We start from the raw sequence: 16,098 nt of genomic DNA on the forward strand, positions 1-16,098 counted from the left end.
GTCAATTCTCCTTGGTGGACGGGCCGGCCGGCGGCAGTGCCGCGGCCAGATACGCGCGCAAAGCGTCGGCCACCAGCGCGGACAGCGACTGCTCCGTTTCGATGGCGCGATGCTTGACCTGCCGGATCAGGCTCAGCGGCAGGTACACGTTGAATTGCTTCACTTCTTCGTCGGTCATGGGAACTAGTATGCTAGCAATCTAGCAAATGTCAAACACGGCATCCGGAACCCGCCACCGCAGCGGCACGACGGACGACGCGCATTCCCGCGCCGGCGCCGCACCGCCGGGCGCTCACATGCCGGTCGCGCGCGCCGCCACCCGTGCGAACAGCGCGTCGAGATCGAAGCCGGCCGTATCGATGCCGATCGTGTCGCGCAGGCACGCGCCCCACCCGGCCGCATCGTCGAACGTCGTCGTGCGTCCCGCGCCCGCCGCGTCGCGCACCGTCAGCGCGGTGTTGAACAGCGCCGCGCGGCCGTCCGGCAGCACGCGGCACGCGATCAGGTCGTTCACGAAGATGGATTCGGGATACGTCGACGTGAACCAGTTCGCGGCTTCGTAATCGATCCACTCGGCCGGCTTCAGCGAAAAGCGGTAGGTGGTCTGCCAGCCGTCGGGAATCTCGAACTGCATGTCGAACTCGCCGTCGACCGGCGCATCGACGACGCGAAACGCACCGTGCGGCGTCGACTGCCGCTCGCCCGGCACGAAGCGCAGCGGCGCGGTCAGCGTCGCGCTGCCGAAGCCGATGTCCGCGAGCCAGGTCGCGCCGTCGAGATCGATGCGCAGCAGCATGTGCGTTTGCGCGGTGACGGCCTCCGGCGACCGCATCCAGCGCACGCGCGCGATCAGCGGCGTCACACGAAAGCCGATCGTCGTGAGCGCGGTATGGAACAGCTTGTTGAGTTCGAAGCAGTAGCCGCCGCGGCGGTGCCCGACCACCTTGTCGACGATCGCGGGCAGGTCCAGCACGACGCGCGCACCCGTCAGCGGATTGAGGTTTTCGAACGGGATCGCCTGCGGGTGCAGCAAATGCAGTCGGCGCAGCACGTCGAGCGTCGGCTCGGCCGGGCCGTCGTAGCCGATGCGGGCGAAGTAGCGCGGGAGGTCGAACGAGTCAGTCATGAACCGGCACCGATAACAGGGGACACGCCACGATAGCATCGAGCGAAACCCCCATGTTACGCGGGGCCATCCTGGCGCGCCGCGCGACGCCGGCACCGCGTCGCGCACGGCATGCGGTTTCGTTACGGCAGCAGCTTCAGCGCGGACGATGCGACCGACGGCACCGAAATGCCCTGGCTCGTCGCGAACTGCACGGCCTGGCTGAGCGTCGACGTGAGCGACTGCAGCTGGCCCGGCGCGCTTTGCGCGATATACGAAGCGGCCTGCATGTTCTGCGGGTTCAGGCCCGACTGCAGCAGCGACGCGGCGCTCGTCGAACCGAGATTGCCGAGCCCGGACTGCAGTTGCGAATACTGCGTGAGGCCCTGGCCGAGCGACGCGAGGCCGCTGCTGAATGCCTGCTTGTCGACCGGGCCTTGCGTCGCGCCGCCGCTCGCGAAGGCCTGGCCGAGCGCCTGCGACACCGACTGCTGCGCGCCGCCCATCTGCGACAGCGCGGCCGGCGTCAATGCGTTGCCGTCGCCCAGCAGGCCGGCAGCCTGCTGCGCCTGCCCGGCCGCGCCGGTCATGCCCATCGCCGATGCGAGCGACGACTGGCCGGCCAGCACCTGCCGGTTCGCGCCGACGTACGCCTGCATCAATTGCGCGACGCCGCCCTGCGCGGGCGCGGCCTGTTGCTGCCCGCCGCCGAGCAGCGACGATCCGATCGACTGCAGGTCGAGTTGCGCATGCGCGGTGCCGTTCAGGCCAAGCAGGATGCCGAATGCGATGCCCGCCGCTGCCAGGCGCTTGGCCGTCGCGCGAATGTGCTCCATGTGTTTCCCTCGTGCCGGAATGATTGAGGCCGACATTTTCGAAGCGCGTCGCACACCGCCGCAACGTCTGAAACACATCGAAACGAAATCGCCTGTCAGGGCCGCTTGCAATTCCGCCGCCGCATTACTTCGCGGCGCGCATTCATCCGGACCGGCTGCGCGATATCAAGCACGCCGCGCGATTCGTTCCTTTGCCGCATCAATATGGCGTGTTTCGGGTTTCGGCAATTGACGGCGCGATGCGCGTTCGCCGCCTTTTGTCGACCGGCCCGTCGCGTCGCGCGTCAGGCGGCCATCCAGCCCGGCACGCGCTGGCCGACCCAGTCGGCCGCCCGCTCGTAGCCGCGCGCGAGCTGCAGCACCGCGAGATCCGCGCGCGGCCGGCCGATCAGCTGCATCCCCATCGGCAGCCCCGCGTCGTTGAAACCGACCGGCACGCTGATCACCGGGCAGCCGGCCAGCGTCCACGGCACGACCGTTTCCATCCAGCGGTGGTACGTATCCATCGCGCGGCCCGCGATCTCCGTCGGCCAGCGCTGCTCGACGTCGAACGGGAACACCTGCGCGGTCGGCGCGGCGATGAAGTCGTAGCGGTCGAAGAAACTCAGCACGGCCTGATGCCACGCGGTGCGCTCGATGCTCGCGTCGAACACCGCCGCGCCCTGCATCGCGAGCAGCCCTTCGACCTCGTAGATCGCCTCGGGCTTCAACAGCGCGCGCCGCGCCGGATCGCGATAGTGCGCGAGCAGCCCGCCGCCGGACAGCAGGTGCCGATGCGCGAGCCACAGGCGCCAGATCCGGTCGGGCGCGAACGCCGGCAGCGCGGCATCGACGTCGCAGCCGATCTCGCGCAGCGTCGCCAGGCCCTTTTCGCACTGCGCGAGCACGCCGGGTTCGGTCGCCAGATAGCCGTTCCAGTCGCCGACCCATGCGATGCGCTCGCCGCGCAGATCCTTGTCGAGCGGCTTCGCGAACACGGCCGGATCCTCCGCGAGCGACAGCGGATCGTTCGGATCGTAGCCGGCCTGGATCGACAGCAGTTGCGCGACGTCGCCGACCGTGCGGCCCATCGGCCCTTCGATGCCAAGCTGCTGCATGTACACGTCGACGCCCGGCCAGCGCGGCACGCGGCCCTGCGACGGGCGGAAACCGTAGATGTTGCAGAACGCGGCCGGATTGCGCAGCGAGCCGCCGAAGTCGCTGCCGTCCGCGACCGGCAGCATCCGCGCTGCCAGCGCCGCCGCCGTGCCGCCGCTGCTGCCGCCGGCGCTCTTCGTCAGGTCGTACGGATTGCGCGTCGCGCCGTGGATTTCGTTGAACGTATGCGAGCCGAGACCGAACTCCGGCGTATTGGTCTTGCCGATGAAGATCGCGCCGGCCGCGCGCATCCGTCCGACGCCGACCGAATCGACCTGCGGCACGTTATCGCGAAAGATCGGCGAACCGTAGGTCGTACGCAGCCCCTTCGTCATCGCGAGATCCTTCGGCGCCTGCGGCATCCCGTGCAGCCAGCCGTGATATTCGCCACGTGCGAGCGCGGCGTCCTTTTCGGCGGCTTCGGCGAGCAACGTGTCGCGATCGCGCAGCGAAATCAGCGCATTCACCGCGCCGTTCACGCGCTCGACGTGATCGAGATACGCGCGCATCGTCTCGACGCAGGACACCGCCTTGCTGCGGATCGCCGACGCGAGTTCGCCGGCCGACAGGCGCACGATCGGATCGACGGTGATGGAGGCGGGGGCGAGAAGCTGCGGGGCGCCGTGCGGCATGCGGGGTCTCCTGAAATCGGAATGGTAGGCGGGCCGCGTGACGGCGGCAGTCCGCCCCGGTGGCCGGAACGGGCCGCGCCGCGGCCGATGATGCTCTACTCTACGCGACGCCGGACGGGCGACCTCCGATATTTTCCGTCGCGATTCATTGAGGATCCGACTAAATCGATGCGGCACGCCGCTGGGTCGGATGACCCCGTCGCGCGGCCGTTCGCGCCGGCCTGCCGATAAAAACGTTTATGCGCATAAACTTAAATTTCTTATATTTCTAATAGGCGCCGCCCAACGCGGCGGGACGTTGACGACATTTTTACGCGGCCGCCCGATCTCTTTAGATGGCGCGATCCGGCGCCCCGCTACGCTGGAAACATCTCGATTCCGGGGCATTCTCCATGCTCAAGCTGCTGGTTCCCGTCGGTCACTCGCCCCGCTCGCTTCAGGCGGTCCGTCACGCGACGTTCCTGTACCGCGAACGCTGCGCGTCGGAGATCGTGCTGATCAACGTACAGGCGCCGCTCGAGGCGACGCGGCTCGAGGCCTTTCACCCGCTGTCGCGGCTGCGCTCGATCGAGGAGAAATTCGCGTGTGACGATCTGGCGATGGCCGAGCAGATCCTGCGGGAAGCCGGCGTGCGCTACAGCGTCGTGAAGAAGGTCGGGCCGGTGGCCGACACGATCGCGACCGTTGCGGCCGCAACCGGATGCGACGAAATCGTCGTCGTCGCGCCGCGGCACGATCCGTTTCACACGCTGCTGTCGATGTTCCGGCGCAGCATGATGGCGCGGCTCGTGCGGATCTCGAATGTGCCGGTGACGGCGGTGCAATGAACGGCGCGCCCGCCTTGCGTCGCGGTTTCGTCGCGACGCGCGTTGCGCGGCATCGCGGCTGAAGCGACGTTGAAACGCCGTTGAAACGCCGATTTTCCGGCCTGAACGGACGCGAAATCGAAGCGCGCAACAGCAGCGCGATTCGTTTCGCTCTGCGCTTACTTGATCGCCTTGCGCCAGAACACCAGATAGGTCGCCGCGGACGACGCCACCAGCAGGATTGCCCACAGCGGCGCCAGGCTGATCAGCACGGAAGACACGTCAAGCATTTGGATTCCTCACTATTTCGATAGCGATGTTCAATACGTAGCGGCTTCGCCAGGAACCGATGCGCTCATCGCTCGCCGCTCATCGCATTCCGTTAAAACATGCATTCATGCTATCGCTTTGACCGGCGGCTCGACCGTCGCGCCCCGTCCGTACTCTGATATTCGTCAAATTCGCGTCAATCGCGCGCCTGTCGCGTCGCCACCCCCCTGTTTTTCCCGCGCGGAACGCCACAAAATGGGACGCGATCCCTCGCTGCTGGTGAGCGTTTCAGCAGACGTTTACCGGGGGAACCCCCAAGTGTTTCTTCGAACCGGTCCGCGTTACGCTTGAGCCACTAGGAGACGAACCATGAGACGAACCGTACACGTCGTTTTTTTCGCGCTGCTGGTTTATCTGATCGGCGACCGTGCAATGCTGCACGCGCAAGGCCGCGACGCGAGCCCGCTGGCGTGCTCGCAGGCTGCGGAACAGGTCAAGTACGACGCGCTTAGCCGGGGCTTCGGCAACGCGGCGGCCGGCAGCCAGAGCGAGGCCTTCATGTCCGGCTGCCTGGTGACCGGGCGCGGTGCGCCGGATGTCGCGATGGCGTCCCGCTGACGCAAAACGACAGCCGAGCCGGTTGCGTTCGCATCGAACCGGATAACCGAAGCCCGTCGCAGTCAGCCCGCGTCGTCGTTTTCCCGTTGTGCACCGCCGCAACCGCCGCCGGGCGGGGTGCGCCAGCGCGCCGTCGAATGGGCGCGCACCGCGGCACGTGAGCAGCGACGGCAACACGTCAGGCACGCGCCGGTCATAGCCATATCGGCAGATACGTGTCGCCCGGCATCCGGGCCGCCGTCGTTTTTGTGCGCGCGGCGCACACCCCCTCTCCTTCCGCACGCGCTGAACAAGTCTGCTTCCTGACAGTTCGCGCCCGCTCAGCCCGCCTCCGGACGAATCACCAGCTCGTTGAACCCGGTGCCGGCATCGGGCTCGCGGGAAAAACGATGCGCGGGCAACAATACGAGCAGTATCTCGGCAGTCGTGCGGACCACGCAGCCGCTCGCGACATGCCCGCCCGATACGCGACCTTGCGCATCCGACACCGACATATGCAGGTGTGCGCCATCCGGCGATACCGAACCGGCGAGCGTCAGGATCTCGAGATCACCGCGCAGTTCGGCCGGCGCGTCCACGCCGGCAAAACGCAACTGCGCGACGTTCAGGCTGCCGATGCCCTGGATGACGAAGGCCGCGTGCGCGTCGAGCCCGCGCAACGCATGCTCGATCGACGCGCGCAGATCGTCGCCGGGAGAAAGACGCAGAGGATGGGCTTGCATGGTCGATAACCTGCTGGCGGGCCGGGGTTTCGACAAAGAGTACGTTCGGCCAGACGATCCGGCAAGCCGCCCTTCGGATCCGGCGCCGCGCCCGCGCCATCGCAAGGCGCGACACGCGGCTTACACGGTGAACCGCTCGCTCGCGAACTGCGCATCCGGCACGCCGGCCGCGACAGCGACTTCCCGCGCGCCCTCCACCAGCGGCGGCGGCCCGCACACGTAGAGATCCGGCAGCACCGGATCCTGCGCGAGCGCCGCGCGCAACGCCTCGACCGGCGTGCCGCGAAAACCGGCCCAATCCGCCCTCGGCCGCCATACGCACAGATCGACCCGCAACGACGGCAACGCCTGCCGCAATCGCTCCAGTTCGTCGAGCATGAACAGTTCGCTTTCGTCGTTGACGCCGAAGAACAGCCGCGCATCGCCCATCTCCTGATACTCGGCCATGCGTCGCAGCATCGACAGGACCGGCGCGAGCCCCGTGCCGCCCGCGACGAACCAGCGCGGCCGCAGGCTATCCGCGAACAGCCCGAATCCGCCCATCGGCACGCGCACGGTCAGCGGATCGCCGGGCCGCGCGCGCTCGCGCAAGTAGGTCGAGAACCAGCCGTCCGGCCGCAGCCGGATCAGGAATTCGAGGCACCCGTCCCAATTGCTCGTGTTGGCGAGCGAATACGGCCGGCGCACGTCGCTGCCCGGCACCTCCAGCTCCGCGAACTGGCCGGCTTCGAACTCGGCCGCCGAACCGAACGCGTCGTCGGGTTCGATCAGCAGTTCGACGCGCATCGTGTCGTGCGCAACCGGATCGAGCGCCGCGATCCGCGCGGTACGCACGGGCACCGGATGCAGCAGCACCTTGGTCCGGTCGTACGGCGCGGCGACCCGCAGATCGCCGAGCGGCGTCGTCCGGCACAACAGCACCGCACCGGGCTGGCCGGCCGGCAACGCATCGGCGCTGTGCGACTGCATCTCGTACGAGCCGTCGACGACGCTGGCCCGGCACGCGCCGCAACTGCCGCGCCGGCACTGCGACGGCAACGTGATGTCGGCCTGCGCCGCCGCCGTGAGCAGATCCTCGCCGGGTTCGCAGCCGAAATCGAACGATTCGCCGTCGCGCGTGGTGATCTCGATCCGGTAACTCATCGCACGATCCCGCTCACGCAGCGTGGCGCGCCAGCGCCGCGGCAAGATCGGCGCCGGGCTCGCCGATCGGCTGGATTCCGAACTGCTCGACCAGCACCGCGAGCACGCCCGGCGTGATGAACGCCGGCAGCGTCGGCCCGAGGCGGACGTTGCGAATCCCGAGCGCGAGCAGCGTCAGCAACACGGCCGCCGCCTTCTGTTCGAACCACGAGATGACGAGCGACAGCGGCAGGTCGTTCACCCCGCACTCGAATGCGTCGGCGAGCGCCGTCGCGATCCGGATCGCCGAATAGCTGTCGTTGCACTGCCCGACGTCGAGCAGGCGCGGAATGCCGCCGATATCGCCGAACGCGTGCCGGTTGAAGCGGTACTTGTTGCAACCGAGCGTCATCACGACCGTATCGTCGGGCACCTGTTCGGCGAACTCGGTGTAGTAGTTGCGCCCCGGCGCCGCGCCGTCGCAGCCGCCGATCAGGAAGAAATGGCGGATCTGCCCGGCCTTCACCGCATCGATCACCTGGTCCGCGACGCCCAGCACCGCATGCCGGCCGAACCCGACGGTGATCGTCTCCTCGGGCGCCGTGGCCGGGAACCCGGGCAACGCCTGCGCGGCTCGGATCAGCATCGAGAAATCCTGATGTTCGAGATGCCGTACGCCCGGCCATCCGACCGGCCCGGTCGTGAAGATCCGCTGCCGGTATTGCGGCATCGGCTCGATGATGCAGTTGGACGTCATCAGGATCGGCCCGGGGAAATGCGCGAAGTCGCTCTGCTGGTCCTGCCACGCGCCGCCGTAGTTGCCGGCAAGATGCGTAAAGGCCTTGAGCGTCGGATAGGCGTGGGCCGGCAACATTTCGCCGTGCGTATAGATCTGGATGCCGGTGCCGGCCGTCTGTTCGAGCAATGCGTGCAGATCGCCCAGATCGTGGCCCGACACGAGGATCGCCTTGCCCGCCACCGGCGTCACGCGCACGGCGCTCGGCTGCTGCGCGCCGAAGCGGCCGGTGTTCGCGCTGTCGAGCAGTTCCATCACCGTCAGGTTCAATCGGCCGAGATCGAGCGCCTGCGCGAGCAGCGCGTTGACGTCGTCGGGTCCGGCGGCGAGAAACGCCAGCGCCGCCTCGACGCCTTCGTAGATGTCGTCGCGCTCGTAGCCGAGCACGCGCGCATGATGCGCATACGCGCACACGCCCTTCAACCCGTACAGCACCAGTGCGCGCAGCCCGACGATGTCCGCGCCCACCGTGTCGAGGCCCGCTTCGATGCCGACGGTCGCCGCCTGCTTCAGCAGGCCGGCGAGATCGTCCGCCGGCTGCCATTCGGCCGGACCGTGCTGAACCGGCACGATCGAACCCGCGGCGCGTGCGTGCGCTTCGCAGGCGGCCTTCACGCGATCGCGCGTCTGCGCCGCTTCACGCAGCAGCGCAACGAAGCGCGCCGCGTGGAAATTCACGTTGGTCAGCGTGGTGAACATCGCGTACAGCACGAACCGGTCGGCTTCGCGATCGGGCTCGCCGAGCGTGCGCGCGATCGCGCCGTACTGCGCAATGCCCTTCACCGCATGGATCAGCAGATCCTGCAGATCGGCCGTCGTCTCGTCCTTGCCGCAGTTGCCCTTCGCCGATGCGCAGCCGGGCCGCGTGCCGGTCCGGTCGGTCTGTTCGCATTGATAGCAAAACACGGTGCTCTCCTTTCTCGATCATGGGGGCGCGGGTCGGCGCGAACGGCGGCGGAATGCCTGTTCCCCGCCGCCGGGCATCCCGCCCGCTTCAAGATGCGTATCTCATGCATCTTTTTCATGATGTTTCGGCACGCATTCGGCCACCGTGACGCAGATCAAGAAACGCGACGCGAGCGGTGGGACAACTTGTCGCTACGACTGTCCGCCGGCCGCGGCGGCATCCTTTCCGGTTTCGTCGCCCGTGCATTCGATGCCCCAGTCGCCGTATCGATACCAGTCGTCGCCGAGCAGTTCGCACGGGTGCTGGGTGCGGCTGGAGCCGTTGCCGCAACGCATCGCGTGCGTCGGGCAGTAGTTGTCGCATCCCCAGCAGATCCGTTCCGGATGTACGGGATGCAGCGGAAATTTCTTGGCCATCGTTCGTCGTCTTCCCGGTATCGTCATGCACGCTACCGTTCGACTCTAGTCCACCGCGCAACGGCGCCGATGCGACATTCGTTCGCACCGCACGCGTTGCGCTGGCTAGGCATGCGGACGCGATTCGTCTAGTCTGCACAGGCTACGAAGACTGCGTGAAGCACGCGATCGCACTCGGCAACGACACGGACACGACCGCGGCGATCGCGGGCAGCCTCGCCGGCGCGCTGTATGGCGAGCAGGCGCTGCCGGACCGATGGGTCGCGATGCTGCGCGGAAAAGGCATGGTCGAGGGCTGGCTCACGCAAGCATGAGCGTGTCGCACGCACGGCGGCCGTGCATCGAATCGAACCCGGCGGCCTCACCCCGACTGGCCGACACCCCACGAGAGGACTATTCCATGTTGCAAGCCATCAATCCCCCCGGCGCGACGATTCCCGGTATTTCGCAGGCGATCCGGGTAGAAAGCGGGCAGCCGCTGTATCTGTCCGGTCACGTACCGTTCGATGCCCACGGCAACGTCGTCGGCACCGATCACGCGATGCAGCTCGACCAGGTATTCCGGAACATCGCAGCCACGCTCTACGCAGCGGGCGTCGGCTTCGAATCGGTCGCTCGGCTGACGCTCTACGTCCGCGATTTCGATGCGAGCCTGCTGCCGCAGATTCGCGAAGTCCGCGATCGCTGGATCAATACCGCGTGTCCGCCCGCGAGCGCGCTGGTCGGCGTCGCGTCGCTGTTCCGGCCGGACGTGCTGGTCGAAGTGGATGCCTTCGCCGTCGTTCCCGCCGCGACCTGACCGGCCCGGCCGGATTAGCCGCGCGGATCGCTCGCGAGCAACCCGTACAGCGCGCTGTCCGACACTTCGTCGCCGACGATCCAGCGTTCGCGCAGCACGCCTTCCCTGACGAACCCGAGCTTTTCGAGCAACGCGGCCGACGCGACGTTGCGCGGATCGATGTCGGCTTCGATGCGATTCAGGCGCAGCGTGCCGAACGCGTGCTCGAGCACGGCCGCTGCCGCCTCGCGCATATATCCGCCGCGCCAGTACCGGCGCCGCAGGCTGAAGCCGATCTCGGCGCGCCGGCATTGCGCGTGCGCGTGAAACAGCACGCATTCGCCGAGCACATCACCGGTGTCGCGCGCTTCGAGCACGCAAACCAGATCCTGGCCGCTGGCGGTCGTGGTCAGATTGCGCGCGACGCGCTCGGCAGCCTGTGCCGGATCGGTGAGCGGTGCAAACGAGAAATAGCGCATGGCTTCCCCATCCGACCAGATGTCGAAGAATGCGTGCGCATCCGTTTCGCGAAGCGGGCGCAGGACGAGGCGCGGCGTATGCAGCGTGACGGGCTGGAACAAGGGCATGGCGATGGCCGGAGAAAAAACGGGACCGTGAATTAGAACACGCAAGCCGCGCATGCGCGCCGCCCCCGCGCTCGATCCGCGCCAATGCAAAAAGGCCCGGACATCGTCCGGGCCTTCCCTGTCGACCGTTGCTGCCAGCCGCGCTTACGCTTCCAGCGCTTCGAGCACCTTGCCCTTCGTCTCGATCCCGACGAAGTGCACGGTCACCGCCGCGATCAGCGGGACGATGCCGATCAGGTAGAACGCCGGCGCGAGATTGCCGCCGATGATCGCGTGCGGCACGATCATCGGCGCCGCGAACGAAGCGACCTTCAGCCACGCGCTGCCGAGCCCGCAGCCCGACGCGCGGATGCTCGTCGGATATTGTTCCGGCGTATAGACGTACGCGGTGATGAAACCCGACGCCATCAGCCCGAGCGACAGCGAGCAGAAGATCGCGACGACGTACACCGACGATGCGTGATAGATGCCCGCCAACGCCAGCGACAGCGCACACAGCACGAACGACCACACGATCACCGGCTTGCGGCCGAGCTTGTCGACCAGCAGCGCGGATGCGAGCGAACCGAACACGCCCATCACCGAGCCGATCACCGCGAGGTTCAGCGCGAGTTGCAGCGGCGCGTGATAGAAGTTCTTGTAGATCGTCGGCAGCCACGTGGACAGCCCGTACTGGATGAACCCGCAGGTCGCCCACAGCGTCGCCACCGCGAGCGTGCGCTTGCGATACGCGGCGCTGAACAGGTCGGTCATGCGGCGCTTCGGGTGCTGGCGCACCATCTCGTCGAACGCGGCCGCCTGCGTGACGGGCGGCAGTTCGCCGCGCACCGCCGATTCGAACACGCCCACCGCACGCCCGGCTTCCGCGAGCCGCCCGCGCGATGCGAGCCAGCGCGGCGATTCCGGCACGAGATGCGTGAGCACCAGCGCGAGGAGCAGCGGCAGCCCGCCGACGAAGTACATGATCTCCCAGCCGAACCGCGGCACGAGCCATGCGCCGAGCGCCATCGATACCAGCAGGCCGATCGGGAACACGATTTCGTACAGCAGCACGAAACGGCCGCGGCCGTGCGCGCGCGTGATTTCGTTGATGTACGTTGCCGCCACCGGCAACTCGCCGCCGAGACCGAGCCCCTGCAGGATCCGCAGCAGCACGAATATCTCGAACGTCGGCGCGAAGCCGCACGCGATGCTGGTGACGCCGATCACGGCCGAGCTCCATGCGATCGCCTTCACGCGGCCGTGCTTCTCCGCGAGCGCCGGAAACAGGAAGGCGCCGATCAGTTGACCGATCGCGCCGGACGCGATCAACAGGCCGATCTGCGTCGGCGACAGCCCCCACTTGTGAATCAGCAGCGGCAGCGTCGCCGCGATCGTGATCACGTCGAAGCCGTCGAAGAACGTCGCGGTGCCGATCAGCACGCGCGCGCGGATCTGCATCGAGTTGGCCGGAAGCCGCTCGAGCCGCGCGATGATCGCGCCGGGCGTGGAGGCGGCAGCTTCCATCGTGGCGCTGCCGGCCACGACGTTGTCGAAAGTGCTCATGCGGGGTGTCTCCTGGATCTTTTCACCGGGTTGGCCGATCAGGCCAGCGCTTGGGTCGTGTCTGCCAGGGCTTCCGTATCCACTGCCCGGCCCTGGTTCATCCACTTGCGCGCGAGTTTCAGCTCGCGTGCGTTGTTGACGGCGATGACACCTCTCACGTGCCCTTCACCCACGAAAAACAGCGTCGCGCGTCGTGCGCCGAGATCGCCGCGCACGACGATCTGCGCGTCGGCCGGCAGATCGCCGAGGATCTGCAGGTTCACGTCGTACTGATCGGACCAGAACCACGGAATCTCCGCATACGGCGCACGCACGCCAAGCACGGCCTTTGCCGCCGCGATCGCCTGGTTCTGCGCGTTCGCCCACGATTCGAGCCGCACGCGCCGCTTCAGCCAGCCGTTGTGATGGTTCGCCACGTCGCCACACGCGAAGATCGCCGGGTCGCTGGTCGCACCGAATTCGTCGACGACGATGCCGTCGTCGATCGCCAGGCCGGCGTCGCTCGCGAGCGTCGCGTTCAGCGCGAGGCCGATGCCGGCCACCGCGAAATCGGCGTCGATCGTCGTGCCGTCGGCGAGCGTCGCGCGCACCTTCGATGCGTCGTCCGGCTGCGCGTCGAGCGACGCGAGCGCCGCGCCGACCCGCACGTCGACGCCGTTCGCGCGATGCAGGTCGAGCAGGAAGTCCGACACGATCTGCGGCACCGAACGCCCGCACAGACGCGGCGCGCCTTCGACGACGACCGCGTCGACGCCGAGCTTGCGCGCGGTCGCCGCGACTTCGAGGCCGATCCAGCCGCCGCCGATCACCAGCACGCGCCGGCTCGCGCGCAGCTTCTCGCCGAGTGCGGCCGCTTCGTCGAGCGTGCGCAGGTAATGCAGGTTCGGCGTGTTGACGATCGCATCGGGCAAGCGGCGCGACGTGCCGCCGGTCGCGATCACGAGCCGGTCGTATTCGATTTCGCGGCCGCTTTCGGTCTTCACCACACGGCGCGCGCGGTCGATCGACGCCGCACGCTCCGGCTGCCATGCCTCGACGTTCAGCGCGTCGAATTCGTCCGGACGCACGACGCGCACCGTTTCGATGTCGGCGTCGCCGGCCAGCACGGCCTTCGACAGCGGCGGACGCTCGTACGGCAGATGCGGCTCGTCGGCGATCATCACGAGACGGCCCGTGAAGCCTTCCGCGCGCAGCGTCTTCAGCACCCAGCCGGCGGCCTGGCCGCCGCCGATCACGACGACCGTGCCGGGCACGGCCGGTTCCTGCGTGTTTGCCTCGCTCACGATTTGCGCTCCGTCATGAACTTGCCTTCCGGCGCCTTCGCGTTCTTCTGCCGGCGCGTGTTGCCGTCGAGGCCGCCGTCGACGGCCCATTCGGCGAACACGGTCGGGCCCGGCTCGAATTCGCGCGGCTGCCATTCGGGCGTCAGCACGTCTTCGTCCGCGTAGTACTCGATCAACGCGCCGGCCGGATTCTGGAAGTACCAGAAGTACGCGGACGACACCGGATGACGACCCGGGCCGAGCTGCGTTTCCCAACCGCAGCGGTCGATGTGCATGCCGCCACCGAACACTTCGTGGATGTCGCGCACGGTGAACGCGACATGGTTCAGGCCGCGCTTGCCATTGGGCAGCGCGAGCAGGAACAGGTCGTGGTGGCCGCCGTGCGGCGCGCAGCGCATGAACGCGCCGCGGCCCGGGTAACGATCCGACGTCTCGAAGCCGAGCAGCTCGTGATAGAACTTTTCCTGCGCGTCGAGGCAGTTCGTGAAGAACACCACGTGCCCGACCTCGACCGGCTCGGCGCGTGCATAGATCGGGCTCGGCTGGTCGACCCGCGCCGTCTGGCCCCACACGTTCGACGGCGAACCCGTGATGTCGAGTGCGCGCTTGCGCGTCACTTCGATGCGGATCGCCATGCCGTTCGGATCGATGCAGCCGACCGCATCGTCCTGCGCGTAATAGCCCGGCTGGCCGGCCAGCTTCGTGCGCAGCGCGTCGACTTCCTGCTGCGTCGCGACGCCCCACGTGACTTCACGCAGCGTCGGGCCCGCCTCGAACGCGGGTGGCAGCGACGGATCGTCTGCCTTGACGACCAGCACGGTGCAGCCGTTCATCGTCTCGAAACGGGCGCGCGTGTCGTCGTGCGCGACTTCCTTCAGGCCCCAGTCGGCGAAAAAGCGCCGGCACGTCGCGAGGTCGTCGACACCGTACGTGATCTGCTCGATACCCAAGATGCTCATTGCGTCATTCCCCTTCGCTCAGTTTGCCCACGGCAGCGGCGCGTCGTTCAAGCCCCAGTAGAGGCTCTTCTGCTGCATGTACTCGCGGATGCCGAGACGCCCTTTCTCGCGGCCCATCCCGCTCTCCTTCCAGCCCGAGAACGGCGTGGAGATCGAGAACAGCTTGTACGTGTTGATCCAGACGGTGCCTGTCTCCAGCGCCCGCGCGGTGCGCCATGCGCGCTTGTAGTCGCGTGTCCAGATGCCGGCGGCCAGACCGAACACGCTGTCGTTCGCCTGCGCGATCAGCGAGGCTTCGTCGTCGAACGGCATCGCGACCAGCACCGGCCCGAAGATTTCTTCCTGGCAGATGCGCGCGCTGTTCGGCAAGCCTTCGAGAATCGTCGGCTGATAGAAGAAACCGTCCTCGCGCCCGTCGCCCGACGGCCGCTCGCCGCCGCACAGCAGGCGGCCGCCCTCTTCCAGCCCGAGCGCGACGTAGCGCTCCACCGATTCGCGATGCTTCGCGGTGATCAGCGGGCCCATCTGCGTGTCGGGACGCGTCGGGTCGCCCACGCGCAGCTTGCGCGCGCCGGCCACCAGCCGCTCCATGAAGGTGTCGTACACCGCGCGGTGCACGAACAGGCGCGAACCGGCGATGCACGCCTCGCCCGACGAGCTGAAAATGCCGTACAGCACGCCGTTGACCGCGTGATCGAGATCCGCGTCGTCGAACACGATCGTCGGCGACTTGCCGCCGAGTTCCAGCGACACGGGCATCAGCTTTTCCGCCGCGATGCGCGCGATGCCGCGGCCCACTTCGGTGCCGCCGGTAAACGACACCTTCTTCACGAGCGGATGGCGCACCAGCACGTCGCCGATCACCGAACCCTTGCCGGGCAGCACGCTCAGCACGCCCTTCGGCACGCCGGCTTCCTCGCAGATGCGGGCCAGCGCGAGCGACACGAGCGGCGTGACTTCGGCCGGCTTGAGCACCACCGCGTTGCCGCCGGCGAGCGCCGGCGCGAGCTTCTGCGCGTCGGAGGCGATCGGCGAGTTCCACGGCGTGATCGCCGCGATCACGCCGATCGGCTCGTGCACGCTCATCGTCAGGTAATCGCCGCGCGACGGCGTCAGTTCTTCGTCGAGTGTTTCCAGGCACGCCGCGAAATAACGGAACGTGTTCGCCGCGCTCGCGACCAGTACGCGCGTCTCGCCGATCGGCTTGCCGTTGTCGCGGCGCTGCAGGTTCGCGAGCGCCTCGTGACGCTGCATGATCAGGTCGGCGATCCGGTACAGCACCAGTGCGCGCTGATGCGGCTTGAGGCCGGCCCAGTCGGCGCGACGCCACGCGGCGTCGGCGGCCACGACGGCGTCGGCCGCGTCTTCCGCGTTCGCCGTCGACACTTCCATGTTCAGCGACTGGTCGGCCGGATAGATGCTCGCGTACGGCGCGCCACGGCCGCGCCGCCACTCGCCGCCGATCAGGATGTCGCCGTTGGGTACGAGGCTCGTATCGAAAGGAGTCATGTCACAAGTCCCACAAATCTGTCTCTGCGCTGCCGCCCGCGCCGTGGCGCAGGCGGGCGCTCAATGGCCC

Annotated in this window: 17 protein-coding genes; 4 read left to right on the forward strand and 13 right to left on the reverse strand. The window is 67.7% G+C overall.

Going from position 1 to position 16,098, the window contains the following annotated elements:
• Window position 1: 1 nt before the first annotated feature.
• The 4 genes from DCN14_RS09425 to DCN14_RS09440 all read right to left on the reverse strand — a co-directional run bounded on the left by DCN14_RS09425 (window position 2) and on the right by DCN14_RS09440 (window position 3,710).
• A complete protein-coding gene (locus DCN14_RS09425; RefSeq protein ID WP_096501097.1) occupies window positions 2-178 on the reverse strand; it encodes a ribbon-helix-helix protein, CopG family in 177 nt (58 codons plus the stop codon).
• Window positions 179-292: 114 nt separating this feature from the next.
• Window positions 293-1,126: an arylamine N-acetyltransferase gene (locus DCN14_RS09430; RefSeq protein ID WP_096501099.1), complete on the reverse strand. Its 834-nt coding sequence runs from the start codon at window positions 1,124-1,126 to the stop codon at window positions 293-295.
• A gap of 122 nt (window positions 1,127-1,248) precedes the next feature.
• Window positions 1,249-1,941, reverse strand: coding sequence for a hypothetical protein (locus tag DCN14_RS09435; RefSeq protein ID WP_096501101.1), 693 nt, complete (start codon window positions 1,939-1,941; stop codon window positions 1,249-1,251).
• Between the two features lie 284 nt (window positions 1,942-2,225).
• Window positions 2,226-3,710, reverse strand: coding sequence for an amidase (locus tag DCN14_RS09440; RefSeq protein ID WP_096501103.1), 1,485 nt, complete (start codon window positions 3,708-3,710; stop codon window positions 2,226-2,228).
• 392 nt (window positions 3,711-4,102) lie between these two features.
• Between DCN14_RS09440 and DCN14_RS09445 the strand changes: the two genes are divergently transcribed.
• The gene (locus tag DCN14_RS09445; RefSeq protein WP_096501105.1) at window positions 4,103-4,537 is read left to right on the forward strand and encodes a universal stress protein; all 435 of its coding nucleotides are present in this window, start codon (window positions 4,103-4,105) and stop codon (window positions 4,535-4,537) included.
• Window positions 4,538-5,155: 618 nt separating this feature from the next.
• Complete coding sequence (locus DCN14_RS09450) at window positions 5,156-5,404, forward strand: adhesin (protein WP_096501107.1); 249 nt, start codon at window positions 5,156-5,158, stop codon at window positions 5,402-5,404.
• A 320-nt stretch (window positions 5,405-5,724) separates the two neighbouring features.
• On the opposite strand, the gene DCN14_RS09455 is transcribed toward DCN14_RS09450, so the two are convergent.
• The 4 genes from DCN14_RS09455 to DCN14_RS09470 form a co-directional block, all read right to left on the reverse strand.
• Window positions 5,725-6,126: a PPC domain-containing DNA-binding protein gene (locus tag DCN14_RS09455; RefSeq protein WP_096501109.1), complete on the reverse strand. Its 402-nt coding sequence runs from the start codon at window positions 6,124-6,126 to the stop codon at window positions 5,725-5,727.
• 120 nt (window positions 6,127-6,246) lie between these two features.
• Complete coding sequence (locus DCN14_RS09460) at window positions 6,247-7,269, reverse strand: 2Fe-2S iron-sulfur cluster-binding protein (RefSeq protein WP_096501509.1); 1,023 nt, start codon at window positions 7,267-7,269, stop codon at window positions 6,247-6,249.
• A 13-nt stretch (window positions 7,270-7,282) separates the two neighbouring features.
• Window positions 7,283-8,950 carry a hydroxylamine reductase gene (hcp, locus tag DCN14_RS09465; RefSeq protein WP_096501111.1) on the reverse strand — a complete coding sequence of 556 codons (1,668 nt, stop codon included), beginning with the start codon at window positions 8,948-8,950 and terminating at the stop codon, window positions 7,283-7,285.
• Window positions 8,951-9,142: 192 nt separating this feature from the next.
• Window positions 9,143-9,367 (reverse strand): DUF3079 domain-containing protein, encoded by a 225-nt coding sequence (locus tag DCN14_RS09470; protein WP_096501112.1) that lies wholly within the window; start codon window positions 9,365-9,367, stop codon window positions 9,143-9,145.
• A 122-nt stretch (window positions 9,368-9,489) separates the two neighbouring features.
• On the opposite strand from DCN14_RS09470, the gene DCN14_RS09475 reads away from it, so the two are divergent.
• The gene (locus DCN14_RS09475) at window positions 9,490-9,681 is read left to right on the forward strand and encodes an ADP-ribosylglycohydrolase family protein (protein ID WP_346265272.1); all 192 of its coding nucleotides are present in this window, start codon (window positions 9,490-9,492) and stop codon (window positions 9,679-9,681) included.
• 86 nt (window positions 9,682-9,767) lie between these two features.
• Window positions 9,768-10,166, forward strand: a complete 399-nt coding sequence (locus DCN14_RS09480) for a RidA family protein (RefSeq protein ID WP_096501114.1) — start codon at window positions 9,768-9,770, stop codon at window positions 10,164-10,166.
• A gap of 14 nt (window positions 10,167-10,180) precedes the next feature.
• Here DCN14_RS09480 and DCN14_RS09485 read toward each other — a convergent pair whose 3' ends face one another.
• The 5 genes from DCN14_RS09485 to DCN14_RS09505 all read right to left on the reverse strand — a co-directional run bounded on the left by DCN14_RS09485 (window position 10,181) and on the right by DCN14_RS09505 (window position 16,028).
• Window positions 10,181-10,732, reverse strand: coding sequence for a GNAT family N-acetyltransferase (locus tag DCN14_RS09485; protein WP_096501116.1), 552 nt, complete (start codon window positions 10,730-10,732; stop codon window positions 10,181-10,183).
• Window positions 10,733-10,876: 144 nt separating this feature from the next.
• Window positions 10,877-12,277 carry an MFS transporter gene (locus DCN14_RS09490; protein ID WP_096501118.1) on the reverse strand — a complete coding sequence of 467 codons (1,401 nt, stop codon included), beginning with the start codon at window positions 12,275-12,277 and terminating at the stop codon, window positions 10,877-10,879.
• A gap of 38 nt (window positions 12,278-12,315) precedes the next feature.
• Complete coding sequence (locus DCN14_RS09495) at window positions 12,316-13,560, reverse strand: FAD-dependent oxidoreductase (protein WP_096501120.1); 1,245 nt, start codon at window positions 13,558-13,560, stop codon at window positions 12,316-12,318.
• Window positions 13,557-14,519 (reverse strand): VOC family protein, encoded by a 963-nt coding sequence (locus tag DCN14_RS09500; RefSeq protein WP_096501122.1) that lies wholly within the window; start codon window positions 14,517-14,519, stop codon window positions 13,557-13,559. The genes DCN14_RS09495 and DCN14_RS09500 overlap by 4 nt, the downstream gene beginning before the upstream one ends.
• 18 nt (window positions 14,520-14,537) lie before the next feature.
• A complete protein-coding gene (locus tag DCN14_RS09505; RefSeq protein WP_096501124.1) occupies window positions 14,538-16,028 on the reverse strand; it encodes an aldehyde dehydrogenase in 1,491 nt (496 codons plus the stop codon).
• Window positions 16,029-16,098: the final 70 nt, after the last annotated feature.

The sequence above is a fragment of the Burkholderia sp. IDO3 genome, assembly GCF_003366075.1.
Classification (GTDB): Bacteria; Pseudomonadota; Gammaproteobacteria; order Burkholderiales; family Burkholderiaceae; genus Burkholderia; species Burkholderia anthina.

Coding starts and splice junctions, on each gene's coding strand:
- DCN14_RS09425 (WP_096501097.1), bottom strand. CDS start 178: ATGACCGACGAAGAAGTGAAGCAATTCAACGTGTACCTGCCGCTGAGC.
- DCN14_RS09430 (WP_096501099.1), bottom strand. CDS start 1,126: ATGACTGACTCGTTCGACCTCCCGCGCTACTTCGCCCGCATCGGCTAC.
- DCN14_RS09435 (WP_096501101.1), bottom strand. CDS start 1,941: ATGGAGCACATTCGCGCGACGGCCAAGCGCCTGGCAGCGGCGGGCATC.
- DCN14_RS09440 (WP_096501103.1), bottom strand. CDS start 3,710: ATGCCGCACGGCGCCCCGCAGCTTCTCGCCCCCGCCTCCATCACCGTC.
- DCN14_RS09445 (WP_096501105.1), top strand. CDS start 4,103: ATGCTCAAGCTGCTGGTTCCCGTCGGTCACTCGCCCCGCTCGCTTCAG.
- DCN14_RS09450 (WP_096501107.1), top strand. CDS start 5,156: ATGAGACGAACCGTACACGTCGTTTTTTTCGCGCTGCTGGTTTATCTG.
- DCN14_RS09455 (WP_096501109.1), bottom strand. CDS start 6,126: ATGCAAGCCCATCCTCTGCGTCTTTCTCCCGGCGACGATCTGCGCGCG.
- DCN14_RS09460 (WP_096501509.1), bottom strand. CDS start 7,269: ATGAGTTACCGGATCGAGATCACCACGCGCGACGGCGAATCGTTCGAT.
- DCN14_RS09470 (WP_096501112.1), bottom strand. CDS start 9,367: ATGGCCAAGAAATTTCCGCTGCATCCCGTACATCCGGAACGGATCTGC.
- DCN14_RS09480 (WP_096501114.1), top strand. CDS start 9,768: ATGTTGCAAGCCATCAATCCCCCCGGCGCGACGATTCCCGGTATTTCG.
- DCN14_RS09485 (WP_096501116.1), bottom strand. CDS start 10,732: ATGCCCTTGTTCCAGCCCGTCACGCTGCATACGCCGCGCCTCGTCCTG.
- DCN14_RS09490 (WP_096501118.1), bottom strand. CDS start 12,277: ATGAGCACTTTCGACAACGTCGTGGCCGGCAGCGCCACGATGGAAGCT.
- DCN14_RS09500 (WP_096501122.1), bottom strand. CDS start 14,519: ATGAGCATCTTGGGTATCGAGCAGATCACGTACGGTGTCGACGACCTC.
- DCN14_RS09505 (WP_096501124.1), bottom strand. CDS start 16,028: ATGACTCCTTTCGATACGAGCCTCGTACCCAACGGCGACATCCTGATC.